Raw genomic sequence first — 26,076 nt, 5'->3', positions numbered from 1 at the left:
CGGGGCATCAGCACTAGCGATTAGACGATTTACCAGAACGGGCCTAGTCTTGCAGATGTCATTCTGCCGGTATTTCAGCCCATGCCCGTTACGCGCAAGGTCAGCTCGGCGTCCTTTGCTACGCCAGCCCCCGAAGCAAGCCAGTCCTACAGCTACTCGAATCTCGAGGGCACGGACTCTGCACGTAACGAACTTGCCGAAGAAGTGGCGCTGGCGATTGCCTACAACGGCATCAGCCAGGCGGTCATGCTGGTCAGCCCTACCGATCTGGAAGACTTTATCGTCGGCTTCAGCCTGGGCAGCGGCATCATTGCCTCGCATGACGAAATCTACGACTTCAAACTCAGCGGTTGCGGCTCGGCGATGCAGGCCGAGGTCGAGATCGCCAGCCGCGCGTTCTGGGAACTCAAACAGCAGCGTCGGCAACTGGCAGGCACCAGCGGCTGCGGACTGTGTGGCGTTGAAGCCATCGAGCAGGCATTGCCTGACCTGAAGGCGCTACCCGGCGCGCCCCTGCCACCGATCGAGTGGCTGGAAGGCCTGCGTCAGCGCATCGGCGAGTTCCAGCCGCTTGGCCGCCATTGCGGCGCGGTGCACGCGGCGGTGTTCATGGACGGCAACGGCCAGTTGCTGCTGGGCCGTGAAGACATCGGCCGCCACAACGCGCTGGACAAACTGATCGGCGCCTTGATCCGCCAGGACATCCCCCTGGCCGGCGGCGTCGCCATCGTGACCAGCCGCTGCAGCCTGGAACTGATTCAGAAAGTATTGCGCGCCGGCATCCAGACCCTGGTCAGCCTGTCGTCGCCCACCGGCCTGGCCCTGCAATGGGCCCGCCGTCATAACCTCAATTTAATTCACCTGCCGCAGCACAGTGCGCCGCGGGTCTATAGCCCTGCGATGGAGATTCAAGCGTGAGCACTCATCATCAAGCCGACAAGACACCAACCCCTCGCTACAAGCCGTACAAAGGTGCGGCAGGCGGATGGGGCGCACTGATCAGCGTGACGCAGCACTGGCTGGGCAGTGACAACGCGCTGAAGAACCTGCGCATGATGCTCAAGACCAACCAGAACGGTGGTTTCGATTGCCCGGGCTGCGCCTGGGGTGATTCGCCGGAAAGCGGCATGGTCAAGTTCTGCGAGAACGGCGCCAAGGCGGTGAACTGGGAAGCGACCAAGCGCCGTGTCGACCCGGCCTTCTTCGCCCGCTACAGCGTCAGCTCGTTGATGGAGCAGAGTGATTACTGGCTCGAGTATCAGGGTCGCCTGACCGAGCCGATGACTTATGACGCGGAAACCGACCGTTACAAGCCGATCAGCTGGGACAACGCGTTTGCGCTGATCGCCAAGCACCTGAAGAACCTGCCCAGCCCGAACATGGCCGAGTTCTACACCTCGGGTCGCGCCAGCAACGAAGCGGCGTACCTGTATCAGCTGTTCGTGCGCGCCTACGGCACCAACAACTTCCCGGACTGCTCGAACATGTGCCACGAGGCCAGCGGCGTAGCACTGTCGCAAAGCGTCGGCGTCGGCAAGGGCACCGTGACCTTCGAGGATTTCGAACACGCCGATGCCATCTTCGTCCTCGGTCAGAACCCCGGCACCAACCACCCGCGCATGCTCGAGCCCTTGCGTGAAGCGGTCCAGCGCGGCGCCCAGGTAGTGTGCGTGAACCCGCTCAAAGAGCGCGGCCTGGAGCGTTTCCAGCATCCGCAACACCCGGTCGAGATGCTCACCAACGGCGACCGCCCGACCAACACCGCTTACTTCCGCCCTGCCCTGGGTGGCGACATGGCGCTGTTGCGCGGCATGGCCAAGTTTCTGCTGCAATGGGAGCGCGAGGCGCAGGCCAACAACGCACCGTCGGTGTTCGATCACGCGTTCCTCAACGAACACACCGAAGGCGTACTCGAATACCTGGCCGCCATCGATGACACGTCTTGGGACGCCATCGTCGAGCAGTCCGGCCTGCCGCTGAGCGACATCGAACAATCGGCACGCATGTACGCCAAAGGCAAGAACGTGATCATGTGCTGGGCGATGGGGATTACCCAGCACCGCCACTCGGTGCCGACCATCCAGGAAATCGCCAACCTGATGCTGCTGCGCGGCAACATCGGTCGTCCGGGTGCCGGTCTGTGCCCGGTGCGCGGTCACAGTAACGTGCAGGGTGACCGCACCATGGGCATCAACGAGCGCCCACCGGTGTTCCTGCTCGATGCCCTGGAAAAACGCTTCCAGTTCAAAGTGCCCCGCGAAAACGGCCACAACGTCGTCGAAGCCATTCACGCCATGGCCGAAGGTCGCGCCAAGGTGTTCATCGCGCTGGGCGGCAACTTCGCTCAGGCCACCCCGGACAGCCATCGCACTGCCGAAGCCCTCAGCAATTGTGACCTGACCGTACAGATCAGCACCAAGCTGAACCGCAGCCACCTGTTCCACGGCAAGGACGCTCTGATCCTGCCGTGCTTCGGCCGTACCGACATCGATATCCAGGCCAACGGCCCACAAGCTGTCACCGTGGAAGATTCGTTCAGCATGGTTCACGCTTCCAACGGTCAGTTGAAGCCGTCGTCGAAGCAAATGCGTTCCGAGCCTGCGATCATCGCCGGTATCGCCAACGCAACGCTGGGCAAGGCGCCTGTGGACTGGTTGTGGCTGGTCGAGGACTACAACCGTATTCGTGACCTGATCGCCGACACCATCCCCGGCTTCAAGGATTTCAACGAGCGCGTCAAGCACCCGGGCGGCTTCTACCTGGGTAACGCTGCTGGCGCACGCCGCTGGAACACTGCGTCGACCCGCGCCAACTTCAAGTCCAATGCGCTGCCGTTGACTCTGATCAATGAACACGTCAGCTCGACGGGGCAGATCCCGGACCTGATCATGCAATCGATGCGCTCGCACGATCAGTACAACACCACCATCTATGGCCTGGACGACCGTTATCGCGGCGTTAAAGGTCAGCGTGACGTGTTGTTCGTCAACGAAGCCGACATCATCCGTCTGGGCTTCCAGCCGGGGCAGAAGGCAGACCTGATTTCGATCTGGAGTGATAACCGCGAGCGCCGCGTCAAAGGCTTCACGTTGCTGCCGTTCGATATCCCGGCCGGTCAGGCTGCCGCCTACTACCCAGAGGTCAACCCGCTGGTGCCGCTGGAAAGCGTGGGTGATGGCAGCAGCACGCCGACATCGAAGTTCGTTGCCATCCGCCTCGAGCGCTCGGCAGAGTCGGCACGCATCCTCTGACGTCCCTGAAAGACGCCCACAAAAAAGGCCCGCTTCACTGGAAGCGGGCCTTTTGCAAGTAACCTCAGACTCTCTTTTTCGACTTAAGTTCCTTAGCCAAAACAATAACTTAGCAGTTTGTGTGGCAATCGTGTTACTCGTCGGAATTGCATTGCTACATTCTTCACTTGACACCAAGATCGCGGCGTCATCCCTATGAGATTCCATACATGAAGTATTCCTCGATACTGTTGTTGTCTCTTACCTTGATCGGCGGTGCAGCGTCTGCAGGCAACCTCGAGTCAGGCGTAGGCGGAGCATTGGGTGGGGTACTCGGTTCGGTCGTCGGCCAGCAGGTCGGCGGCAGCACTGGTTCAGCAATTGGCGCGGGTGTCGGCGGCGCAGCCGGTGGCGCTGTAGGCGCAGATCGTCGCAACCGCACAGAAGCAGCCATTGGCGGCGGTCTGGGCGCAGCGGGCGGTAACGTGCTGGGTCGCAGCGTCGGTGGCAACACCGGCAGCCTGGTAGGCTCGGCGGTAGGTGGCGGCGGCGGTGCTGCACTCGGCAACTACATGGGCAACGAAAGCCGCAGCGACGATCGTCGTTATCGTGGTGGCCGTGACCATGGCCATCGCCCGAAGCACCACGGCCATCGCCGTCATCGTGACTGATACCACCGTCAGTTGCTGAAGCACAAAAACCGGCCGCTCTTGAGCGGCCGGTTTTCATTTGTCTGTCGCAACGCAGGCTCTGGACTGGATGCAGAGCATCGCCACCCTGGTCAGATCACTTTGTGCGCGTAGTCAGTTACCAGCCATAGCCTGCACCCACGTCCTGACCTGTGCGTACGGATAATCCTCCAGCACCGCAAACCCGGTGGTGGCACGGGCTTTGAGCTTGGTGAACAGCGGCACGCTGATGCCGCACAGAAAACGCGTCAGGCAGTCAGCGCTGGGCCGCTGGCCGGTGTAGTCCTGGTGCTTGTGGATAAACTCGCTGCACAGTTGCTGAAAGTCCCGATTCGCCAATGGCTCCAGCGCGGGTGGTTCGGGCAAGTGGGCGACTTCGCCAAGGCAGACCGAGCAATGCCCACAGCGCTCAGGCGCATTGTGATCACCGAAGTACCGCGCCAGCCGATGGGTCAGGCACTGGTCACTGGCGAACACGTCCAGCATGGTGTGAATGCGCGCAACTTCAGTGGCTTCGTGATGAGCGAAATAATCGTGCAATTCGATGCTCAAGGCCTGTGCATCAAAGTCGCTGCGCAACAGGCTATAGACCTCGGTCATCTGTTTGCTTTCAAGCTCGATCCAGCCTTTTTCCTGAAAGTAATCCAGAGCCTTGACCACCCGCCCGCGCTCGGCGCCGTATTGCTGGTACATCGCCTCGAAATCGACGGTGGCCCAGGTGCGTGCCCGGTTTGAGGTGTCAATCAGGGCCTGAACGAACTCGCGTCGCTCCCCTTCGAAACGCGCCATCAGGTCTTGCGGCTGAAGCAGAAACTTGAAGCGGTACTCGGCAAAATACGCGTAACGCGGCGCAATGATCCCGCGCAGTTCCAGTTGCACCAGCAGGGTCTTCAACGGCAATTGACGAATGTTGCTGAGGTCGGCGAGTGGCCCCAGCAGAAATTCCCACTGCCCGTCATGACGCGCCCCGAGCAGGTCTTCCAGCACACGGGCAATCCCCTCGCGCTCCGGCGTATCGCCGTACACGAAGTTCTCCAGCACGTTGAGGCTGTCGCGGTTGGCCAGCACCAGACAATCCGAAGCAGCACCATCACGCCCTGCCCGACCGATTTCCTGACTGTAGTTCTCGATGGATTTGGGCAGGTCGAAATGCACCACGTTGCGAATGTCGCTTTTGTCGATGCCCATCCCGAACGCGATGGTTGCCACGATGCAGTTCAAATGGCCGCCCATGAACTGCTTCTGGATCGACTCGCGCTGATCGTTGGGCAGCCCGGCATGGTAGGCGCTGGCGGGCAGGCCATTCTGTTCCAGGTGCGCGGCGATATGTTCGGCGGTCTTTTGCAGGGTCACGTAAACGATGGTCGGTTGCCCGCGACGTTCATTGAGCCACTCCACCAGCAGGCGTCGTTTGTCTCGTCCGCTGACCGGCTTGACCCACAGGTGCAGGTTGGCGCGGTAGAAACCGGTGGTGATGACATCCTCGGGGGCAATGGCGAATTTGTCCTGCATGTCGATGATGACTTGCGGGGTCGCCGTGGCGGTCAGCAGCAATGTCTGGGGAATATTGAATTCGCGCTGGTAGTCCGGCAATTTCAGGTAGTCGGGGCGGAAGTTATGGCCCCATTCCGAAATGCAGTGCGCTTCGTCGACCACCAGCAGGGAAATCGGTACTTGAGCGATGAAATTGCGGAAGCGCTCGTTCTTCAGGCGCTCGACCGAGATCATCAGAATCTTCAACTCGCCGGAGCGTGCGCGCGCCATCACGTCAGCGATCTCGTCGCGGCTCTGCGCCGAATCAATGCTCGCCGCCGAAATGCCATGGCGGTGCAGGAAGGCAAGCTGATCCTGAATCAGCGCCAGCAACGGCGACACCACCAGCGTCAAATGCGGCAACATCAAGGCAGGCAATTGGTAACATAGCGACTTGCCCGAGCCAGTCGGAAAGATCGCCGCAGCCGAGCGTCCGGCCAGTACCGCACTGATGGCAGCCTCCTGCCCCGACCGGAACTGTGTGTAGCCGAATACCTGTTCGAGACGCTGGTGCATTCGCGGTCCATCCATCAGTCAAAAAACGGCCTCAACCTTAACGCGCCAGGCCGGATGCACATAGCACCAAAGCGTTGCAGAAACTCTACCCACCGGCCGATATCATTGTAATATCACCACCGAACATCGCTTGATCAGGAGCAGGAATGGATTCCCTACAGCAACCCGAGGACGACGGGATCATCCGCATTCAGCGCCTCGTGCCCGGTCAGGTCGATGTGGTGCTGGGCTCGCATCCACGCCGCAAGCGCGTCGATGCGCCTCGCCGCTCACGCCCTTATGGCCTGTGGCTGGCGTGCCTTATTGCTGCAGCCTGCGTGGCCGGACTGATCACCTCACACGCGAGAGGCCCCAAAGCGCTGGCAGTACCGCCTGTTGTGCAATCCGCACCTGAAACCCGGACAGTCGAGGCCGAGGCGCAGCCCGCAGCCGCCGCCGATCCTGCGCCCGCACACATTCGAAAAACCGCAGAGCTTGTGCCGATCGCGGCCACTGTAGCGCCGCCCGCCCCTGTGCAGCCCTTGGATGACTGCATGAAAAACGGCAACGTCATCGATGAGGCGGTGGCGAACTGTCGATTCGGCCAGGCCCCACGCCCCGCTCAGGCAGAACCGGCAACAGGCATGGTGTCTGCCGACTACATGGCCGATTTCAAGGCCAATGCTTCACGCAACTCTGCGCGTTCTTCCAGGCCTTACAGCGTAGCGACGGCCTCCATCCGCGAAGCGGACGGCAGAAACCGCTACCGCGCGCAGTGGCGGGTCTACGGCAACACGATCGATGGCGACAGCGTCTGCGAAAACTTCGCTATTCGTTCATTCGAACGGCGCGAGTGTCGCAAGGCGGCAGCGGTCAATTTCAGAGAAGAGTGCCGAGAGTGGACCAAACGTGCGGCCAGAAACCGCGACGAGGACAGTAAAAACGCCCAACAGCGCTATTGTGAAGTGACCGCGAATTTCTCACCTTGAAAACAAGCCTGCGCCGCTCTGGCACAGCAGTTTCACCGGTTTTTCTACGTTCCCGATGCATGGCCGTGCACCTGAGAATCCGCAAAAACGGACACATGTATAGCCAAAGGCTTACACGCAATGAAGCGAATGGCTATTTTGCACCTGCCGTCAGAGCCGTAGTATTGGATCCAACAACTGGCGAACAAGGAGTTCGCCAGGATCAGGGACGATCGACCATCGCCGGGAAGGCAGCCGACAGGGAGTTGGAATGGTCTTGGTACAAACCCGCTTCGGCGGGTTTTTTATTGCCTGCGATTTTTGCCGTCAGCAGCCATACCGCTTCAAGATTTTTCCTGACGCCAGATTTCCCGCTCTTCAAAGGGCCGTTCGAAGCTGAGCCCGCGAGGTATAGCGAAAGGCTTACACGCGCTGGAGGAATTTGGCTATTTCCGACCCGGCTCGCGCTCCATAGTATTGGATCCATCAAGGGGTGAACAGGAGTTCACCCGGATCAAGGATGATCGACCATCGCCTCGGAGGCGTCCGACAGGAAGTCGGGATGGTCTTGGAAAAACCCGCTTCGGCGGGTTTTTTGTTGTCTGCAGGAAAGTCGGGCGCCTTACGCTGCCCCGCTCACAGCCATCCGCTTAACGCTTGCCCTGCTCGAAGCGCTCTTGCAGCAAGTGTCGTGCATTACCCGCATTGACGTAATCCGCAATCAACTCACCAAGCTCGTCTGGCTTGAGCTTTTTGCCGTCCCGGCTGAACCGCGCCAGCGCCAGGAGTACCCGTCGTTTTTTCCTGAACACTTTTGCGTTCGGTGCACAGAACGAGCGTGAGACTCGCTCGGGTAAAGGCGCATCGTCTTGCAGATGCAGGGTCAGAAACGTGCCATAGGCTACATTCAGCTCAAAATCAGCGATGTGCTGGATCGGGACGGGGGACTTCAGGTTTGCGAAGACAAAGTGATCGGGCGTGAGCAGCAGAGCGGTCTTGCCAGCACGCAGACACATGCGCAGCGCAAATGGCAGCAGCATCAGCATGAACGCCGTCAAGATGCCGCCCGCTATCAGCATAGAGTTGCGCTTCTCGGCCAGCCCTTGGGGAAATGACAGCGCTTCGGCTATCAGATAAATACCCAGCCCAAGCAGAGGGGTGAGGAATAGCGTTAGCAACAGCCCCCGCAGGCGAGCGCCCTCATGCAGAACGACATCACCGCTTACCGTTTTCGCGCGGGCACGCAGTTCGGTCACCACCTCAGCATCATTTGCGACGTGATGCTTGATGAAGTCCTCGGTCAGACGAATGCGCAGTGCCTGGGGATTGCTGAAGTAATGGTCCATCGCCGCGCGGGCCTGGGCCACCACTACCGGCCGGGTGCCGCTGCGGATCGCCTCGTCGGCAGCAACCTGCAGCGCGGCGATACGTTCGCCGTTTGAAGGGTGCGTATCCGAGGGGTGCGGCAGCTGGACGGCCATTTCTTCGTCAGGCAGCGTGAATGTCTTGCCGGCCAGTTCGTGCAGCACGCTGTTCGGCAGATCCTTGGTGAACACCTCTCCGCGCCTTGGGTTGGTGGCCCGCGTGATGTGCGTGTAGATCCGCTCCTGCAAAAGCGGATCAATGGCCGAGATGCGCACCAACGCCGAGGCAGCCGACGCGTTGCCAGCCAGGCTCGCCCCCGCGGCGTCGGCGGCCAGCTCGCGCACGCGGCTCCAGTGATTGACCGCGTGATCGAAGCTTTCCATGAAATACACGCCCAGCATGAACGCCGGACGCAGAATGGTGCGCTGCAGCCACCCGCTGACCATCATGTTTTCAGCGATTACCCCAAGGCTGCGACCGATGCCGTCGTAGATCGGCAGAAAGCGCAGGCTGTACTCGGTGTCCTCACCGGCGAAATGCGCCAGTTCGTGACCAATCACCGCACTGGTTTCTGCGGCATCGATCAGCCCCAGGTACAGGATGGGCACATGCAGAGTTCGCCCCTTGAGCACAGCGTCGGACGGCAGAAGGGAAACGTCGCTCGAGGTGACATAGAAGCCTTCGGTAATGCCCAGCACGATGTGATCAGGCGACAGCGCGCCGAGCCGTTCGGCCAGATCGCGCACATAGGCCCAGAGCACCGGTGCCTCTTCAGGCGTGACCTGCTGCCCCAGAACCTCCATCGCGGTGGGCTCGAACATGTGCAGCATGACGCCCAGTTGCTTGCCCATCCGCCAGATCGAATACAGGCACGCAGCGACCAGCATCAGCACGACGATGATCAACTTGAGTTCGCCCGCGGACATGCGCCCCACATGCCACAGGCCCAGGGCTTCGAAACAGAGGATTGCCGATACCGCCGCGCCCATGGCGACGATGTGCCCCACCAGAACGAAGGGCAGAATCCGCCTGACCCGGCTGAAGGTGTGCAGCAATCGCTCGCGGGATTGACGTGCGCGTGCGCCGGCCCAGTTGAGCCCTGCCAGCCCGATGCCGCCGACCAGAGCCGCCAGCAGGCACAGCGCGATCACGGCGCGTGCCAGCCAAGTGGTGACACTGCCCAGCACCACTACGAAGTCGAGGCCCTGCTCTGCCTCATGGAGACGCGACAGAGCCTCCTTGAGCGTGATGTTTTCTCCGTCCATATCCATCGTTCGCGTGAGGGCGTCGGGCGACCTGGCGAGCCTTTCGAAATAGGGACGTGCGTGCGCAAGGTCGGCCTGGATCTCGGTCAGGCGCTCAGTGTTTTCGACACTGCGCTGCAACTGCCAGACACCGATGAGGTTCAGGCCCAGAGGGAGCAGGATGAGTACAGCAATGAGCTTGTAGATTTTCATGAGGCAAGGCTCATAGAGGTGCGTCGCCGCCGGCTGTCCTTAGCGCGCACAAGGTCCGTCAGGTAAAACGCCTTTGGCGTCTGCGTGCATGCGCCCTGCTGTTGCTCGAGTACAAGCGTGAGGACGCTGGCGGCGTTATACCCTGATTTGCAAACTGATGTAACAAAGCTGCACGGCTGACCTGCGTCGACCTACCTGGATCCGTGCGCCTGAGCGCTTGCAGTGCCATCACTCCTCATCCAGGAAAAATCGCCTGATAAGGCGAGTCTGTACATTTACCCTCTTCAGAAACTTGAAAACCGGCAAATAAGTTCATCTTTCTAAGCTTAATTTACCCCTGTGATCGGATCCAAATAACCCGCTAAAGCCCTTTAAAATCAGCACTTACAGCTATATTATGGGGGCAATCAAACACAGTGATGGCTCATAGTCATCATTGCTTACTGTAACGAAACCGAGAAAATATCTACCGTCTGTAGGAACTTTCCTACTAAAAATAGTGCCATAGACCACACTGCTGGCTAGACGACATCTATATGCCAGCACGAACTCCTCCCTCATTGTGGCGGTGTGTCTCGCAGTGACACACATGGCAAAACCACTTCATGAGCAGGTGTGCAGTCGAGAAATTCGCAACTTTTCCCCGTCCCCGGCCTGATCCGGGAAACGGTCGTGAAGGGTTCAAGGACGATGTACCGATGACTCAGACGTTCGATATAGAAGCATTGATCAAGCTGCGCAAGCAGACGCGCGCTATCTCCGACGCGCTCAAGGTGCAGGCGTCCGACTATCTGTCGACCCTCGCGCTGTTGATACGCCCGCAGACATTCTTCGGTGAATACCTGCAGGGCGCGCAGCGCAGCAGCGGCCGCGAGACTCAGCACCATTTCAAAGAGCTCAAGGAGCTCTATGACCGCATTGCTTCGGCAGAGCCGTTCAAGCTGGTCAATGAACTGGAAGTGCCCCTGAACCTGATCAGCACGACGCCCGAGCTGTTTCCGCTCGAATACGACATGGTGTTGTCACAAAGCGGGCAGACCATTCGCATCACCAGTCCGGTGCGTTGGGTGGTGGGCTTCAACTCGTTCGATCTGGCGCAGTTTCGCAAGGTCATCAAAGACCCGAATCGCAGCAGCGCCGAGCTGTATCGTTATGTAGTGCATTATCTGGTGCTGTTCTACTGCCTGAGCAAGTCGCCGGGCATGAGCCGCCTGTTCGAAGGGCTGCGCTTCCCGGTCAGTTTCGAGCGATTGAAAGACTTCGGCGACCTGCCGTTCTGTGTGATCAGCTCGCCAGTGCGCTCAGAATTGCCGGATGAATCGGTGATTCGCAACAGCACGCAGATCGCAGGCAATACCAGTTTCGAAGAATTGGTCGGACACGAAAACATTCTGGAAATGAACGATGAAATCCGTCAGCGTCTGCTGCTGACGATTGAAGGACTCTAATCGCGCCCGGCCTGCCACAGGCCCGGTACGCAAACGACTTGCAGCGAGTTGCTCGCACAGGAGATGACGATGGCGAAGAAGGAAAGTACCCAGCACAAACTTGACCGCGTTCGCGCGCCTCGGGTCCATATCACTTACGACGTGGACATCGGCGATGCTCAGGAAAAGAAAGAGCTGCCATTCGTTGTAGGCGTTCTGGGAGATTTCTCCGGCAACCCGCTGGAGCCGCTGCCCAAGCTCAAGGATCGCAAGTTCATCTTCATCGACCGCGACAATTTCAATGGCGTCCTGAAAGGCATCAAGCCGCGCCTGGCGTATCGCGTCGACAACACCCTGGCAAAAGACGGCACCCAGCTCGGTGTCGAGCTGAACTTCAATGCGCTGGAAGACTTCGAGCCGCAGAACGTGGTGCGTCAGGTCGAACCGCTGCGCAAGCTGCTGGAAGTGCGCAACAAGCTGGCTGACCTGCGTAACAAGATGGGTGGCAACGACAAGCTTGAAGAACTGCTGATGGACGTGTTGCAGAACACTGAAAAGCTGAAAACCCTGGGCAAGGAATTCGGCCGTGAAGCCGCCGTTCCCGCCACCGACAACAAAGAGTAAGGAGGAGCCTGACGATGACCGATAAGCAACCCGTGACTCAGCAGGACAGCGCTCTGGTTGAAGTTGAAAACTTCGCCCCGCAATCCTCCTTGCTCGACAGCATCATTTCCGAAAGCCGCGTTGCACGCTCCGAAACCGAGCGCACCCGTACCCGCGATCTGATCGGCGAACTGGTGGCCCAGGTACTTGAAGGCGAAATGACGCCGAGCAAGGACCTGATTGCCGTGCTCGACGCGCGCATCGCCGAGATCGATTCGATGCTCTCCGAGCAAATGAACGAAATCATGCATGCCCGTGAATTCCAGCAACTGGAAGCGTCCTGGCGCGGCCTGAAATATCAGGTTGACCAGACCGAGACCAGCACCACGCTGAAGATTCACCTGCTCAACGCGTCGAAAAAAGACCTCGTGCGTGACCTCAAGGCGTCGTCCGAATTCGACCAGAGCGCACTGTTCAAGAAGATCTACGAAGAAGAGTACGGCACCTTCGGTGGCGCGCCGTTCGGCATGCTGCTGGGTGACTACGAGTTCAACCGCAGCCCGGAAGACATGTACCTGCTGGAAGAGATCTCCCACGTGGCAGCCGCCGCCCACGCGCCGTTCATTTCGGCGGCATCGGCTGAGCTGTTCGGCTGGGACTCGTTCACCGACATGGCCGGCCCTCGCGACCTGGCGAAGATCTTCGACACCGTCGAATACGCCAAATGGAAGTCTTTCCGCGCCTCTGAAGACTCCCGCTATGTCGGCCTGACCCTGCCGCACGTGCTGGGTCGCCTGCCGTATGGCCCGGATACCACACCCGTCGAAGAATTCAACTTCGTCGAAAGCGTCGATGGCCGTGACCACAACAAATACCTGTGGATGAACGCTGCCTACGCGCTGGGCACCCGCGTGACCGATGCGTTCTCCCGCTACGGCTGGTGCGTGGCGATCCGTGGTGTGGAAGGCGGTGGTCTGGTAGAAGGCCTGCCAACCCACACCTTCAAGACCGATGACGGTGAAATCGCGCTCAAATGCCCGACTGAAATCGCCATCACCGACCGTCGCGAAAAAGAGCTGTCGGACCTCGGTTTCATTCCGCTGGTGCACTGCAAAGGCACCGACTACGCCGCGTTTTTCGGCACCCAGTCGACCCAGAAGCAGAAGCAGTACAACACCGACATTGCCAACGCCAACGCGCGTCTGTCGGCGCAACTGCAATACATCTTCGCGACCTCGCGTATCGCTCACTACATGAAAGCGATCATGCGCGACAAGATCGGCAGTTTTGCATCGCGTAAGGATGTCGAGCTGTTCCTCAACAAGTGGCTGTCCAGCTACGTGTTGCTGGATGACACCGCCAGCCAGGAAGCCAAGGCCAAGTTCCCGCTGCGCGAAGCGCGTGCCGAAGTGTTCGAAGTCCCTGGCAAGCCTGGCGTCTACAAGGCCGTGACTTACCTGCGTCCGCATTACCAACTGGATGAACTGACGGCATCGCTGCGTCTGGTCGCCGAATTGCCGCAATCGACTCGCGGCTGATCCAACAGTTAGCCAGGGAGGCAACATGAGTAGTCAACACAAGCTGTTGCCTTCATTGCTGGATCGATTGCTCGACGATCGTCCGCATCAGTCCGTGGAATCGTCATCGCAACGATTGAGCTCGCTGGCCGATTACAAGGCCAGCATCGTTCGTGACCTGGAGATTCTGGTGAACACTCGCCAGTCTCTGGTCGCTAACGAGCTGGAAGGTTTCGCCAATCTGAGCGGCACCATCCTCGACTACGGTATGCCCGACTTCACCAGTAGAAGCGTGCTTGACCCACAGGACCGTCTTTTGATCCAGCGTCAGCTGGAAAAGGCCATCTCGGTGGGCGACCGACGCTTTCGCAGCGTGAAAGTCCAGTTGCTTGCACAACAGACCGGCCAACGCATGCTGACTTTTCGTGTGGACGCAGTACTGCGTCTGCAGGACATTTCGCGTCAGGTTTCTTTTGACGCCGTGCTGCAGGTCAACACTCAGGAATACAAAGTGCAGAACCTCAACTGATGCTCGACGATCTGCTGCCCTATTACGAGAAGGAACTCTCGCACCTGCGCTTTCTGGGCCAGGAATTTGCCGCTCAATATCCGAAGATCGCTTCGCGACTGCTGATTGAGGGCGACAACTGCGAGGACCCGCACACCGAGCGCCTGATCGAGGCGTTCTCGTTCCTGTCGGCGCGCGTGCACAAGAAGCTCGATGATGAGTTTCCGGAAATCGTCGAGTCGTTCCTCGAGGTGCTGTACCCGCATTACCTGCGCCCTACCCCGTCGATGTCCATCGTCGAGTTCAACATGGGCAAGCAGGAAAAGGTCACCGAGTCCTATCGTGTGGCGCGACACACCGAACTGCACGCCAATCCGGTGGATGGCATCGTGTGCAAGTTCCGGACGTGCTACCCGGTCGAGTTATGGCCGATTGCCGTGCAGAGCGCATCGTTCATCGAAATGGAACGCTCGGCGTTCAACGGCCACAGCGCAGACCTGATTGCGCGTCTGCGCATTGGTCTGACGGCCACCTCCGACGTGTTGTTCGGCAAGATGGAGATGGACAGCCTGCGCTTCTTCCTCGATGGCGAAAGCACGCTCATGCATCAACTGTATGAGCTGCTGTTCAACAACCTGGCCAAAGCCACGCTGTCCTTCGAAGACGAAGGTCGCACTCGCGAAGTGGTGCTGCCAGCCGGTGCCTTGAAATCTGTCGGTTACGGTCTGGATGAAGGGCTGGTGGATTACTCGGAGCGTTCGTTTCTGGGTTATCGGTTGCTGCACGAGTACTTCACCTTCCCGGACAAGTTCATGTTCTTCGACCTGTCGGGCTTTGCGCGCATTCTGGCGGGCAAAGAGATCGGCAAAGTGGAGATCAATTTCTACTTTTCCGACTACGACCTGACAGACCGTCTGGCACGCCTGACGCAGAACGTCAGCCGCAACAATTTCAAGCTCAACTGCACGCCGATCATCAACCTGTTCCGCCAGCAGGCCGAACCGATCAAGCTGACCCACGTCCAGCATGAATACGCTGTCACGCCGGATGTGCGCCTGCAAAGCTCCGCCGAAGTGGTTTCGATCGATCGCGTGCGGCGGGTGAAGAAGATCAATGGCAATGACCAGGTCGGCACCTGCCATCCGTTCTTCGAACCACGCGGCGATCAAGGCCCGGGGCAGAGTTTCTGGATCGCCCGGCGCCGCCCTACGCAGAGCCGGCAAAGCGATGGCTCGAACATGTTCATCCGGGTCGTGGATCGGGATCTGGAACTGATCGATTCCAACAACGACACGCTCAGTATCCGTTTGACGTGCAGCAATCGCGACCTGCCATTGATGCTGCCTTTTGGCGGCGAGCGCGGCGATTTCAATATTCCGTCGAACTCGGTGATCAAGGACATCCGCTGCCTGCGCAAGCCGACGGCGACGGTGCGCGTGCCGCTGGGCAACGGCGTGATCTGGCGGCTTATTTCGCACCTGTCACTCAACCACATGTCGCTGGTTTCCAAGGGACGCGAGGTGCTGCTGGAACTGCTGTCGCTTTACAACTACCGCAACGTGTCGGCGATCCGCAAACAGATCAACGGGATCGTTTCGGTGAGCAGCGAGCCGGTCGTGGCACGCATCGGCCATCCGCGGCCGAACTTCGTGCGCGGCGTCGGCATTACGCTGAAGTTCGATGAAAGCCAGTACACCGGCAGTGGCGTGTTCCTGTTCGGCATGGTGCTTGATCACTTCTTTGGTCAGTACTGCTCGATGAACAGCTTTACCCAATTAACCCTTCGCACCTTGCAGCGCGAAAAGAGAGTGGTCCAATGGCCCCCGCGAACAGGCGATCAACCCCTGGTCTGATCGACCAGGCAAGGGCTGAGCCGCACCGATTCGAATTTTTCCAGTTGGTGCGTTTGCTTCGCCTGCACTACAGCAGGAACGGGCGTATGGACCTGGAAACCAGGCCGCACGAAGACCCTCTGCGCTTTCGTTCGCAGCTGTCGCTGAACTTCCCGGCCAGTGAAGTCAGCGACCTGCAGTTCGAACGCGAAGGCAAGCTCTCGGCGGCAGGTTTGCCGCTGTCCGAAGTGCAGGTCACGTTCATGGGCCTGGTCGGTCCTTCGGGCGTGCTGCCGCGCCCGTACACCGAGCTATTGATCGACCGACATATTCAGTATCGAGACGACGCTGCACATGCGTTTCTGGATATTTTTTCGCATCGCATGACCACGCTGTTTTACGAGGCGTGGCAGAAGTACAAGTTTTACATCGAGTACGAGCGCAACGGCACCTCGAACTTCGACCGTTATTTGCTCAACCTGGTGGGGTTCGGTCCCGAAGGCCTGAAGCAGAAGTTCGACAAGGGCGAGTCTCCGCTGCGCCGCGAACTGTTCAGCTACTTCTCGGGGATGTTCGCCCAAAAGCCGCGCAACGCCTTGAACCTTGAGGTCATGCTGAGTTTTTACTTCTCGCTGCCGTTCAAGATCCAGCAGTTCGCCGGACGCTGGCTGAAGCTCGACAGCAGCCAGTGCACGCAGTTGGGCCGCAAGAATGCCGTGCTGGGGCAAAGCGCCGTGGCCGGCAATCGCGTCTGGGATTATCAGTCGTGTGTACGTATCGAAATGGGCCCTCTGGAACTGGCTGAATACCAGCGCTTTCAGCCGGGCACCGAGGATTACCAGAAGCTTGTTGAACTGGTGCGTTTTTACATCGGTGCCGAACTGGACTTCCAGATTGCGCCGAAGCTCAAGCGCGAAGCTGTACCCGTGGCCCGCCTGGGTCGCCAAGGCAATGTATCGCTGGGCTGGCTTGGCTGGCTCAAACGCCCCGGTGTCGACGTGGAGCCTTCCCGTTGCGCCGTTTTCCATATTCCTTTTGATGGGGTCTCCCTGTGAACCTGAAGTCCCTGTTCGCCAAGCTGAACGAAACGAGCCGCACTGCCACTGAAAGCGCTGCTGCGCTGTGCCTGTCGGAGAACCATTACGATGTTGAAGTCGAGCACTTGCTGCTGCAATTGCTCGATAACAACGACAACGATCTGCCGGTGATCCTGCGCCACTACGATGTGGTGCCTGATCGCCTGCAGGCACAGTTGGTCACTGCGCTGGGGACGTTCAAGAAAGGCAACACGCGGACGCCTGCGCTCTCGCCACACATCACGCGCATGATAGAACAGGCCTGGGTGCTGGCATCGATCGAGTTCGGTCAGTCACAGATCCGCACCGGCCATCTTATTCAGGCCTTGCTGGATGACGATGCACTGCGTCGCGTGGTCATCGGCTCGGCGCCGGAGCTGGAAAAGATCAACGCTGACGACCTGCGCCTGAACATGAGTGCGCTGGTCGAGGGCAGCCCCGAGACCAAGCTGAGCAAGCCACTGGCGAACGCCGACGCCAGCACGGGCGCCACCACCAAAGGCAATGGCAAGACGCCAGCCCTGGACCAGTACACCGTCAACCTGACCCAGAGCGCTCGCGATGGTCGCATTGACCCGGTGCTGGGACGCGAATTCGAAGTGCGGCAGATGGTCGACATCCTGACCCGCCGCCGCCAGAACAACCCGATCCTGACCGGTGAAGCCGGCGTCGGTAAAACAGCCGTTGTGGAAGGCCTGGCGCTGCGCATCGTGCAGGGCGACGTACCGTCGGTGCTCAAGGGCGTCGCCATTCACACGCTGGATCTGGGCCTGTTGCAGGCCGGTGCCGGGGTCAAGGGCGAGTTCGAAAACCGCCTCAAGTCGGTCATCGAAGAAACCAAGCGCAGTCTGCACCCGATCATTCTGTTTATCGATGAAGCCCACACGCTGATCGGTTCGGGCGGGCAAGCCGGGCAGAACGATGCCGCCAACCTGCTCAAGCCTGCCTTGGCACGCGGTGAGCTGCGCACCATCGCCGCCACCACCTGGGCCGAGTACAAAAAGTATTTCGAGAAAGATGCCGCCCTGGCTCGACGCTTCCAGGTCGTGAAAGTCGAAGAGCCTGACGAAGACAAGGCCATCCACATGCTTCGCGGGTTGCTGGCAAAGATGCAGGAACACCACAAGGTCACCGTGATGGACGAAGCGCTGGTACAGGCCGTGCGCCTGTCCAACCGCTATATCACTGGCCGCCAGTTGCCGGACAAGGCGGTCAGTGTGCTCGACACCGCTTGCGCACGTGTTGCCTTGGGCCAATCGGCACAGCCGGGAGCGCTGGAGGACTGCAAGCGTCACATCGACAACCTGAACGCAGAAATCGCCGTACTGGAGCAGGAAACCGCCAAGGGCAGCGACCACGCTCGCCGTCTGACAGCGCTGCATGAAGAGCTGAAAGCCGAACAGGAGACCCGCGAGTCGCTGGAACAACAGTGGAAACGCGAGCTGGAACTGGTCGAGAAGCTTGGCGCACTCAGCGTTCCGCAAAGCGGCGAGCCTGATGCCGGGCAGATTGCCGCCGTACGCGCCGAACTGGCCAGCGTGCAGGGCGAGCAACCGCTGGTCCACGCACTGGTCGATGGCGGCACGATTGGCGAAGTGATTTCCGGCTGGACCGGCATTCCGCTGGGCAAGATGCTGCGCGACGAAATCGACACCGTGCAGAGCCTGCCCGCGCTGCTGGGCGAACGCGTACTGGGTCAGGACCATGCACTCGAAGAAATCGGCAAGCGCATCAAGATTTCCCGTGCCCGTATGGAAGACCCGAACAAGCCGATCGGTGTGTTCCTGCTGCTGGGCCCGAGCGGCGTCGGCAAGACCGAAACGGCACTGGCCCTGGCTGACACGCTGTATGGCGGCGAACGCAACGTCATCACCATCAACATGTCCGAATACCAGGAAGCCCACACCGTCTCCAGCCTGAAAGGCTCACCGCCTGGCTACGTCGGTTACGGCGAAGGTGGCGTGCTCACCGAAGCCGTACGCCGCAAGCCTTACAGCGTGGTGCTGCTCGACGAGGTGGAGAAAGCCCACCCGGATGTGCTCGAGCTGTTTTTCCAGGTCTTCGACAAAGGCGTGCTGGACGATGGCGAAGGTCGCGAGATCAACTTCCGCAATACCGTGATCATCCTCACGTCCAACACCGGTACTGATCGCATCATGCAGTGGTGCCTGAACACCGAGCAGAAGCCGACTCCCGATGACATCGTGGAAGGCCTGCGCGACGAGCTGAATCAGGTGTTCAAACCGGCCTTCCTGGGGCGCCTGACCATCGTGCCGTATTACCCGGTGCAGGACGCGATTCTGGAACGCATCGTCGGCCTGAAGCTGGAGCGCATTCGCAAGCGTTTCGAGCGCAATCATCAGGCGGTGCTGCGTTACGACGAGGCGCTGATCAAGGCTATCGCGTCGCGCTGCACGGAAGTCGACAGCGGCGCGCGCAATATCGACAACATCCTGTCCAAGACCCTCATGCCGGAGCTCGCTCAGCGGGTGCTGGAGCGGATGGCGCAGGACAAGCCGATTCAGAGCCTGACCATCGACCTGGGCAGCGATGGCGACTTCGCTTACACCCTGACCTGATCGATCACCCCATAGGTAAGACGTAATGAATAAAAGACTTCAAGGCAATTGTTCCTCGAAGCCAGCCTTGGCAAGGTGCCTGGCTGTTCTGGCAATGATGATGGCTCTGTCCGCGTGCGGCGTGACAGACCGTGTCGCCAAGCGCATGGATGACACCTGGGCTGGCGACATGATGTTCGGTGACAACGAAAAGGTCATCCTGACGACTGACGGCGGCAACCAGCTCAACCCTGATGAGTACGGCAAACCGCTATCGGTGGTGGTGCGCGTTTATCAGCTGTCCTCTCTGGAGCGCTTCGAGTCGATCAACGCCGACACCCTCTGGGATGATCCGCAAAAGGCTCTGGGCAACACGCTGGTCGAAAGCCGAGAGCTGATTCTGTTGCCTGGCATGGGCCAGACCGATCAATGGCCGCTGAACCCGAATGCCTCGTATGTGGGCATCGCGGCGTTCTTCCGCACCGACGTCGACAGCCGCTGGAAGGTCGCGTTCGACGCCAACACGCTGCGCAAAGACGGTATCTGGTTCTCGTCCGACGGCGTGCGCGTGCTGGTGGATAACAACTACATCCTCGCGGTGCGTGGTGTGGACGTGCTGAACAAACTCAAGACTGAAGAGCAGTTCAACAAATCCAATTCGATTCCCGAACAACCCGCCGGCAAAAGTATGACCGAGCGCGCGCAGGACGCAGCTGTCCAGCAGGTTCAGGACTCGGCCGGCAGTGCTGCCAAAAAGGCAGCCGACTCACAATTCAATTCTCTGTTGGAAGGCGCCAAATGAGTAAACAAAGCCGCGTGATGTGGTCGGAAGGCATGTTCCTTTTGCCGCAACATTTCCAATATCAGGATGAGTTTCATCAACATCAGCTTGCTGAGTCGACGCTGCGCTCCACGCCCTTTCACTGGGGCGTGCAAACGCTGGAAGTCGACGTCGAGGCGCTGGCGACAGGCTCCCTGCAACTGAAGCGTCTGAAGCTGGTGTTCCCGGACGGCAGCCTTTACGACGCGCCGCAGCACGACCCGCTGCCCGCCGCCCGCGACCTGAAAAACCTGCTCAAAGGCGGAGAAATCAAGGTCTACGCGGCGCTCAAACTGCCTGAGCCCTTTGGCCTGAATTACGTTGAAGACGGCCAGGAACAGAAGAGCGCGCGACGTTTTCGCAAACAGTTCGACACCCTGCCGGACCTCAACGAAGGCGATCTGGAAAACGAAATCACCAGCCTGCGCCTGAACGTGGTGATGCTGGTCGATGGCGACAGTCTGGATGGCTACAGCTACTGCCCGATTGCCCGACTGGCACGCAACAGCATTGGCGGCTTCAACCTGGATGCGCATTTTGTGCACCCGACGCTGCACGTGGGCACCCACGAGACGCTGGTCGGTCTCGGCAGACGTTTGATCAGCGTGCTGCAAGCCAAGAGCAAGGCGCTTTCAGGCCGCCGCCGCGAGCGTGCTGACCAGATCGCCGAGTTCGGCTCCAGCGACGTCACCTTGTTCTGGCTGCTGAATACCGTCAACCGCGCCTACCCGCAACTGGCTCACCTGCTGGCGCATCCACGCCTGCACCCGGAGCGCCTGTATCTGTTTCTGGCGGAGCTGGCGGGTGGTTTGCTGACCTTCTCGCTGGACACTCAGCTCACCGACATCCCCGATTACGATCATCAGGACCCGGCGGCCTCGTTGGTCAAGCTCGACGAACTGGTTCGTCTGCTGCTTGAAAACGTGATTCCGAACCAGTGCATCGTCATCAACCTGAGTCAGGTCCGGCCTTCCTACTGGCAGGGCCAGTTGCTGGACCCGCGTCTTACCGAAGCCGACTTTTACATCTCGGTGCATGCCGACATGCCCGGCTCCAGCCTGCTGGAACTGGTACCGCGTGCGTTCAAGGTCGGTTCGCCGGAAGACATCGAAGTGGTCGTCAACAGCGCCATGCCGGGCGTCACGCTGAACCACTCGACGCGCCTGCCAAACGCCATTCCGGTGCGCCTGGACAACCACTACTTCTCCATCGAGCCGCATGGCCGGGTGTATGAACGCATGATGGAAGCCCAGGCCATTTCCTTCTACGCGCCCAGCGCGTTTACCAATCTCAAGCTCGAACTGTTGGCGGTGCTTAAATGACTGAAGCCGTGATGCAAGGTGCCGCTACGGCCGCAACCGAAAAACCTACGCTCAAAGACCTGGTACGTGACTTCATCACCATGGCGCTGATTGTCCGTCGCGGCCGCCAAGCGATCTCGGTCACTGCCTTCGAATCCAGCGTCGATACCTTTTTCGCCAACCTGGAGCGTCAGGCGCGCAGCGCCAACTACAGCGTTGAACAGGTCAAGGACGCCCAGTACGCACTGTGCGCATTCCTTGATGAGAGCGTGCTGCGTTCGGGCGACAACGACATGCGTCGCCACTTCGAAATGGAGCCGTTGCAGTTCCGTTATTTCGGGGTTCACCTGGCGGGCGAAGGCTTCTTCGAGAAAATCGAACTGCTGCGCGCCGACGTGAAAAAGAATCTGGATGTGCTTGAGGTGTATCACCTGTGCCTGGCACTGGGTTTCGAAGGCAAATTCGGGCTGGGTCAGAAGGACCAGTTGCGCTACCTGGCCAACACGCTGGGCCAGGACATCGCACGCTACCGCAAGACGCCAAAGGCGCTGTCCCCTGACTGGGCATTGCCTGACCAGGTGTCGCAAATGCTTCGCCATGAAGTTCCGGTATGGCTTTACCTGGTGCTCATCGCCCTCGTATGCCTGGGTGTCTATCTGACGCTTGACTGGTTGCTGGGCAAAGACGTGGCCGCGTTGGCCGAACAAATCAGCCAACTGTTCAATGCTTGAGTCCCGATCAGGTAACCGAGTCAGGAAGACATGAAGACATTACTGCGCCTGTTAAAAAGTTTCTGGTTCCTGGTCCCGATACTGTGGCTGATCAGCCTGGCTGTCTGCTGGTTTTTCGCCCCAAGGATCAGTTGGCTGCAAGGCTACACGCTCGAAGCGATGGCGATCATCAGCGCCTTCTACCTGCTGCTGATCGTACTGCGCCAATACCGCCGGATTCGCACCGAACACAACCTCGAGAATCTGGTTCAGATCGAAGTTGACCGCTCGCTGAAGTCCACCGGCGAGTTCCGTGATCAGCAAGTGCTGCGCGACCGCCTCAAGCATGCCATTGCCATGCTGCGCACCGATCGCTCGGCAGGCGGTGGCGGCTCCTCGGCGCTCTACGATCTGCCCTGGTATCTGGTCATCGGCATGTCCGCAGCGGGCAAGACCTCGCTGCTGACCCGCTCCGGCCTGTCGGCCAGCATTGCCAGCAGCGCCAATGACACGGAAAGCGGCACCCAGCACTGCGACTGGTACTTCAGCCCTGAAGCCGTGATGATCGACACCGCTGGCCGCTACCTTCGCGATGATCAGTCCGCCAGCGAATTCGCGGCGTTCCTGCGCATGCTCAAAAAGCAGCGCAGCAAGGCCGCCGTGAATGGTCTGGTGCTGGTGGTCAGCCTGCCGGAGCTGTTGGCCGCCTCTTCCGCCGAACGTAACGAAATGGGTGCGCGCCTGGTCACGCGCATCGAGGAATACACCGATTGCCTGGACGCCAATCCACCGATCTACCTGATGCTGACCAAGACCGACCAACTGCCCGGCTTCAACCAGGCCTTCGACGGCATGGACCTGAACGAGCGCCAGCAGCCGCTGGGCATGACGTTCGGTCTGAACGAGATCAACACCGAAAGCCTGCGCACGGTGCTCGATCGCAAGCTGGCGAACCTGCAGGCGCATGTCAGCCGCCACGTCGATGCACAGATCATTGCGCTGGGTGCCGATGCCAACAGCGCCCTGCTGAACTTCCCCAACTACTTTGCCGAGCTGTCGACGATACTCGAGCAGTTTCTGCAGCATTTCGCGCGCAGTAACGTCAACGGTACTCAGTTGCTGCTGCGCGGCCTGTATTTCACCAGCGCCCTGCAAACCGACAAGCAACTGACACCGGTGTATGAAGACGAGCTGTCAGAGTCATTCGTCCTGCGGCCGGCGAAGCCATACGGTGCAGTGGAGGAAGAGGAAGAAGAACACCGGAAAATCAGTGATCGCAGTTACTTCATCACCGATACCTTCCGCCGCGTCATTTTCCCTGACCGTGACCTGACCCTGTACCAGTCACGGCATGGCCGCGACCGCTCGATTGGCCCGATCGTCATCGCTGCGGCGCTGTTCGCCGGGCTGGCCTTCATCGGCTGGCAGGCCCTGTCGTTCCAGAAAAACCGCGAGTGGCTGGCCAACATCAGCCAGCAGTTGCACGAACTGGAGCAGTCCCCGGACCGGGCACAACGCCTTGCTTCGGGCCAGGGCCTGGAGCTGCTGCGCAATCAGCTGGCAACCATCGAGAAATACCGCACCAAGGGCGTACCGCTGCAACTCAGCGGCGGCCTGTACCGTGGTGACGATATCTACTTCGCTACCCAGACCGCCTACTTGCAGCAACTGCGTACCCAGGCGCTGGAGCCGATCACGCTGAAACTGCAATTGCAGATGCGTGAATTCAACGAGTTCGCCAAAACCATGGACCCGCAGTATGGCTTCGGGGCCGCCCCCGCAGGTTCCGACAGCAAAACCGGCAAGGCGCGTGCGCAAGGCCGGAAACTGCTGGACCGTGGCGCTCGCAACGTCGCGGCAGGCCGTCCGACCAGCCTGAGCAGCATTCCGCGCAGCACCGGCGACGTTACCAATCGCCTGACCGGCGCCGCGAGAAACACGGCCAGCCAGACACGCAGCGAGGCCATCGCCGCACTGCGTAACCCGGCCACCGCAAACGATGCGGCCGAGCTGTCGGCCACCACGGGCGGTTTGTCGCTGTCGGAAGAGATGCTCGGACGACTCGATGAGCGGCAGGTGGCATCCATCATCGAGTCATACAACGCTCTCAAGCTTTATCTGATTCTGACTCAGCCGACCACGCACCCGGAAACCGAGTTCGTCAACGCGGCGTTGCCGGTGGCCTGGGCGGATATTTCCAGCGAGGCCAATCCGATCAGCGACGACGTCATCGAGGATAACTCGCCGGTTTACGTACAGTTGCTGAAGAACGGCGACGCGCCGGCCATGCCACGCAATGAGCAGTTGATCGACGAGACCCGCAAGAGCCTGAAGTTTTTCATGATCTCCAGCTCGCTGGTGGACCGTGAATACCTGCGTCTGCAACTGGAGTCCAGCCGTCAGTTCCCGGCTATCGGCCTGAATGATCTGGTGCCGATGCCGGGTCGTCAGTTGCTGTACGGTTCGGAAGCCGTGCCTGCGATTTTCACCCGTCAGGGCTGGGAAGAGTTCGTGAAGCCCGAGCTGATCAAGCTGGTGTCCGGCAATCTGCGTAACGAATCGGACTGGGTGCTCGATGGTGAAGGCGGCGACAGCGTGGTGCAGAAAGCCAACTTCGTCCGAGAGTTCATGTCCCGTTACAAGCGTGACTACACGAAGGTCTGGTACACCATGATCGACAGCGTGGGCGTGCGTCGCTTCAGCGACATGGCCAACGCCACACAGCAGTTGTCATTGCTCAGTGACGTGCGCAATTCGCCGGTCAAGCTGCTGTTGGCCTCAGTCAACGACAACACGCAATGGGACGTCCCTGCAGTTCGCGAGGCGCAACAGACCGGGGTCAAGCGCGACGATGGCTTCTGGGGCAAGGTCACCGGCATCTTCGACAACAAGGAAGCGGCGGCCAGCGTACTGGTCTCGCCGCTGCCTGCGGTGGATGACGGCAGTCTGGCCAAGCGTTTCGAACCTGTATCGCGGGTTTTCGCCACACAGAACGCCGAAGGCGCCGACAGCACCATCATGGATCGCTACCTGGCAGCGCTGCGCAAGCTCAAAGTGCGGATGAACAACATCCAGCGCTCGCAGGATGTCGGCAAGAGCAGCAAGCAGTTGATCAGCGAAACCCTCGAAGGGCAGCCGAGCGAAGTCACCAACGTGCGTAACTACGTTGAAACCACGGTCGATACCAGCCAGGGCGGGCTTTCCACTTCACTGCAAAGCCTGTTCAGCCTGCCGATTCAGTTCGCCTGGGAAACGCTGCGTGATCCGGCTGGCGAGCAGATCGCCAAAGCCTGGGCCAAACAGGTCGCCAAGCCCTGGGAGCAGGTCATGGCTCACCGGTACCCGATTGCTGCAGACAGCCGCAACGAGGCCTCGGTGAAAGACCTGCAGCGCTTCGTCGACCCGGAGTCGGGCCTGCTGCCCAACTTCAAACGCAATGAAATCGGCAATCTGTCCGATGGCGAAGGGCTCGGCATGGGCAGCGGGGCCAAGGCGGCACCGCTGGTCAACCCGAAAATGGTCAGCAACATCGACAAGGCCAGTTCGCTGGGCGAAGTCATCGCCAGCCTCTCGGACCGCGACAACGGCTTCGAGATCATGCTTGAGCCGTCGGCCTACTTCACCGATATCATCTTCACGCTGGATGGCCAGGAGCAGCACTACCGCAACGGCAAGACCAGCTGGAGCCGCTTCTCGTGGCCTGGCACTACCACAGCGCCAGGCGCACGCCTGGATGTGGTCACCCTGTCCGGCGAACGCATTACCGTGTTCGACTACACCGGCCGCTGGGGCCTGCTGCGCATGAACGACAGCGCACGCGTCGCTGACCTCGACGGCATCCAGCAGCGATTCAGCTGGAACACGGCCAAAGGGCCGGTCAGTCTGGTGGTACGCAACTATGGCGGCGTGAAGCTGACCGACCTGGCCAACGTCAAGGCGCTGAGCGCGCTTAACGCAACCGATGGGCGGAGCAAGTGAGGATGCACA

18 protein-coding genes are annotated in these 26,076 nt (G+C 59.8%); 15 read left to right on the top strand and 3 right to left on the bottom strand.

Annotated features, from left to right (window positions below; all coding sequences use genetic code 11):
- Positions 1–81: 81 nt before the first annotated feature.
- The 3 genes from fdhD (at position 82) to LIX91_RS18415 (ending at position 3,901) form a co-directional block, all read left to right on the top strand.
- The gene (fdhD, locus tag LIX91_RS18425; RefSeq protein ID WP_226488918.1) at positions 82–918 is read left to right on the top strand and encodes a formate dehydrogenase accessory sulfurtransferase FdhD; all 837 of its coding nucleotides are present in this window, start codon (positions 82–84) and stop codon (positions 916–918) included.
- Positions 915–3,251 carry an FdhF/YdeP family oxidoreductase gene (locus LIX91_RS18420; protein WP_003413652.1) on the top strand — a complete coding sequence of 779 codons (2,337 nt, stop codon included), beginning with the start codon at positions 915–917 and terminating at the stop codon, positions 3,249–3,251. The genes fdhD and LIX91_RS18420 overlap by 4 nt, the downstream gene beginning before the upstream one ends.
- Positions 3,252–3,460: 209 nt before the next feature.
- Positions 3,461–3,901: a glycine zipper domain-containing protein gene (locus tag LIX91_RS18415; protein ID WP_003318246.1), complete on the top strand. Its 441-nt coding sequence runs from the start codon at positions 3,461–3,463 to the stop codon at positions 3,899–3,901.
- Between the two features lie 132 nt (positions 3,902–4,033).
- On the opposite strand, the gene LIX91_RS18410 is transcribed toward LIX91_RS18415, so the two are convergent.
- The gene (locus tag LIX91_RS18410) at positions 4,034–5,968 is read right to left on the bottom strand and encodes an ATP-dependent DNA helicase RecQ (RefSeq protein WP_181016475.1); all 1,935 of its coding nucleotides are present in this window, start codon (positions 5,966–5,968) and stop codon (positions 4,034–4,036) included.
- Positions 5,969–6,114: 146 nt separating this feature from the next.
- Between LIX91_RS18410 and LIX91_RS18405 the strand changes: the two genes are divergently transcribed.
- Positions 6,115–6,936 (top strand): hypothetical protein, encoded by an 822-nt coding sequence (locus tag LIX91_RS18405; protein ID WP_226488917.1) that lies wholly within the window; start codon positions 6,115–6,117, stop codon positions 6,934–6,936.
- 202 nt (positions 6,937–7,138) lie between these two features.
- Here the strand turns inward: LIX91_RS18405 and LIX91_RS18400 are convergent, their stop codons facing one another.
- Together LIX91_RS18400 and LIX91_RS18395 are read right to left on the bottom strand one after the other, a co-directional pair.
- The gene (locus LIX91_RS18400) at positions 7,139–7,297 is read right to left on the bottom strand and encodes a hypothetical protein (protein WP_226488916.1); all 159 of its coding nucleotides are present in this window, start codon (positions 7,295–7,297) and stop codon (positions 7,139–7,141) included.
- A gap of 268 nt (positions 7,298–7,565) precedes the next feature.
- The gene (locus LIX91_RS18395) at positions 7,566–9,737 is read right to left on the bottom strand and encodes a M48 family metallopeptidase (RefSeq protein ID WP_226488915.1); all 2,172 of its coding nucleotides are present in this window, start codon (positions 9,735–9,737) and stop codon (positions 7,566–7,568) included.
- A 698-nt stretch (positions 9,738–10,435) separates the two neighbouring features.
- Here LIX91_RS18395 and LIX91_RS18390 point away from each other — a divergent pair.
- From LIX91_RS18390 to LIX91_RS18340, 11 genes are all read left to right on the top strand, one after another.
- Positions 10,436–11,185 (top strand): hypothetical protein, encoded by a 750-nt coding sequence (locus LIX91_RS18390; protein WP_002551426.1) that lies wholly within the window; start codon positions 10,436–10,438, stop codon positions 11,183–11,185.
- 69 nt (positions 11,186–11,254) lie between these two features.
- Positions 11,255–11,788: a type VI secretion system contractile sheath small subunit gene (gene tssB, locus LIX91_RS18385; RefSeq protein WP_003343623.1), complete on the top strand. Its 534-nt coding sequence runs from the start codon at positions 11,255–11,257 to the stop codon at positions 11,786–11,788.
- Positions 11,789–11,802: 14 nt separating this feature from the next.
- On the top strand, positions 11,803–13,305 hold the full coding sequence (tssC, locus tag LIX91_RS18380; RefSeq protein WP_003343625.1) for a type VI secretion system contractile sheath large subunit: 1,503 nt from the start codon (positions 11,803–11,805) through the stop codon (positions 13,303–13,305).
- A 25-nt stretch (positions 13,306–13,330) separates the two neighbouring features.
- Positions 13,331–13,813, top strand: coding sequence for a type VI secretion system baseplate subunit TssE (gene tssE, locus LIX91_RS18375; protein WP_003420335.1), 483 nt, complete (start codon positions 13,331–13,333; stop codon positions 13,811–13,813).
- Positions 13,813–15,645 (top strand): type VI secretion system baseplate subunit TssF, encoded by a 1,833-nt coding sequence (gene tssF / locus LIX91_RS18370; protein WP_003343627.1) that lies wholly within the window; start codon positions 13,813–13,815, stop codon positions 15,643–15,645. The genes tssE and tssF overlap by 1 nt, the downstream gene beginning before the upstream one ends.
- Positions 15,609–16,679, top strand: a complete 1,071-nt coding sequence (gene tssG / locus LIX91_RS18365; protein ID WP_003318236.1) for a type VI secretion system baseplate subunit TssG — start codon at positions 15,609–15,611, stop codon at positions 16,677–16,679. Before tssF ends, tssG begins: the two co-directional genes overlap by 37 nt.
- On the top strand, positions 16,676–19,279 hold the full coding sequence (gene tssH, locus LIX91_RS18360; protein WP_024649543.1) for a type VI secretion system ATPase TssH: 2,604 nt from the start codon (positions 16,676–16,678) through the stop codon (positions 19,277–19,279). Before tssG ends, tssH begins: the two co-directional genes overlap by 4 nt.
- Before the next feature lie 25 nt (positions 19,280–19,304).
- A complete protein-coding gene (gene tssJ, locus LIX91_RS18355; RefSeq protein WP_003420341.1) occupies positions 19,305–20,060 on the top strand; it encodes a type VI secretion system lipoprotein TssJ in 756 nt (251 codons plus the stop codon).
- Positions 20,057–21,400: a type VI secretion system baseplate subunit TssK gene (tssK, locus tag LIX91_RS18350; protein WP_003343637.1), complete on the top strand. Its 1,344-nt coding sequence runs from the start codon at positions 20,057–20,059 to the stop codon at positions 21,398–21,400. The genes tssJ and tssK overlap by 4 nt, the downstream gene beginning before the upstream one ends.
- Positions 21,397–22,110, top strand: coding sequence for a type IVB secretion system protein IcmH/DotU (gene icmH / locus LIX91_RS18345; protein WP_003318805.1), 714 nt, complete (start codon positions 21,397–21,399; stop codon positions 22,108–22,110). Before tssK ends, icmH begins: the two co-directional genes overlap by 4 nt.
- Before the next feature lie 30 nt (positions 22,111–22,140).
- Complete coding sequence (locus tag LIX91_RS18340; RefSeq protein WP_003420344.1) at positions 22,141–26,067, top strand: type VI secretion protein IcmF/TssM N-terminal domain-containing protein; 3,927 nt, start codon at positions 22,141–22,143, stop codon at positions 26,065–26,067.
- The last annotated feature ends 9 nt before the right edge of the window (positions 26,068–26,076 follow it).

Origin of the sequence: Pseudomonas sp. B20 (assembly GCF_020515755.1) — a bacterium.
GTDB lineage: Bacteria > Pseudomonadota > Gammaproteobacteria > Pseudomonadales > Pseudomonadaceae > Aquipseudomonas > Aquipseudomonas syringae.
This window is presented reverse-complemented; position numbering and strand designations above follow the sequence as displayed.

Excerpts from the sequence above, each read along its gene's own strand:
- fdhD (WP_226488918.1), top strand. The coding sequence starts at position 82 with ATGCCCGTTACGCGCAAGGTCAGCTCGGCGTCCTTTGCTACGCCAGCC.
- LIX91_RS18415 (WP_003318246.1), top strand. The coding sequence starts at position 3,461 with ATGAAGTATTCCTCGATACTGTTGTTGTCTCTTACCTTGATCGGCGGT.
- LIX91_RS18410 (WP_181016475.1), bottom strand. The coding sequence starts at position 5,968 with ATGCACCAGCGTCTCGAACAGGTATTCGGCTACACACAGTTCCGGTCG.
- LIX91_RS18405 (WP_226488917.1), top strand. The coding sequence starts at position 6,115 with ATGGATTCCCTACAGCAACCCGAGGACGACGGGATCATCCGCATTCAG.
- LIX91_RS18395 (WP_226488915.1), bottom strand. The coding sequence starts at position 9,737 with ATGAAAATCTACAAGCTCATTGCTGTACTCATCCTGCTCCCTCTGGGC.
- LIX91_RS18390 (WP_002551426.1), top strand. The coding sequence starts at position 10,436 with ATGACTCAGACGTTCGATATAGAAGCATTGATCAAGCTGCGCAAGCAG.
- tssB (WP_003343623.1), top strand. The coding sequence starts at position 11,255 with ATGGCGAAGAAGGAAAGTACCCAGCACAAACTTGACCGCGTTCGCGCG.
- tssC (WP_003343625.1), top strand. The coding sequence starts at position 11,803 with ATGACCGATAAGCAACCCGTGACTCAGCAGGACAGCGCTCTGGTTGAA.
- tssE (WP_003420335.1), top strand. The coding sequence starts at position 13,331 with ATGAGTAGTCAACACAAGCTGTTGCCTTCATTGCTGGATCGATTGCTC.
- tssF (WP_003343627.1), top strand. The coding sequence starts at position 13,813 with ATGCTCGACGATCTGCTGCCCTATTACGAGAAGGAACTCTCGCACCTG.
- tssG (WP_003318236.1), top strand. The coding sequence starts at position 15,609 with ATGGCCCCCGCGAACAGGCGATCAACCCCTGGTCTGATCGACCAGGCA.
- tssJ (WP_003420341.1), top strand. The coding sequence starts at position 19,305 with ATGAATAAAAGACTTCAAGGCAATTGTTCCTCGAAGCCAGCCTTGGCA.
- tssK (WP_003343637.1), top strand. The coding sequence starts at position 20,057 with ATGAGTAAACAAAGCCGCGTGATGTGGTCGGAAGGCATGTTCCTTTTG.
- icmH (WP_003318805.1), top strand. The coding sequence starts at position 21,397 with ATGACTGAAGCCGTGATGCAAGGTGCCGCTACGGCCGCAACCGAAAAA.
- LIX91_RS18340 (WP_003420344.1), top strand. The coding sequence starts at position 22,141 with ATGAAGACATTACTGCGCCTGTTAAAAAGTTTCTGGTTCCTGGTCCCG.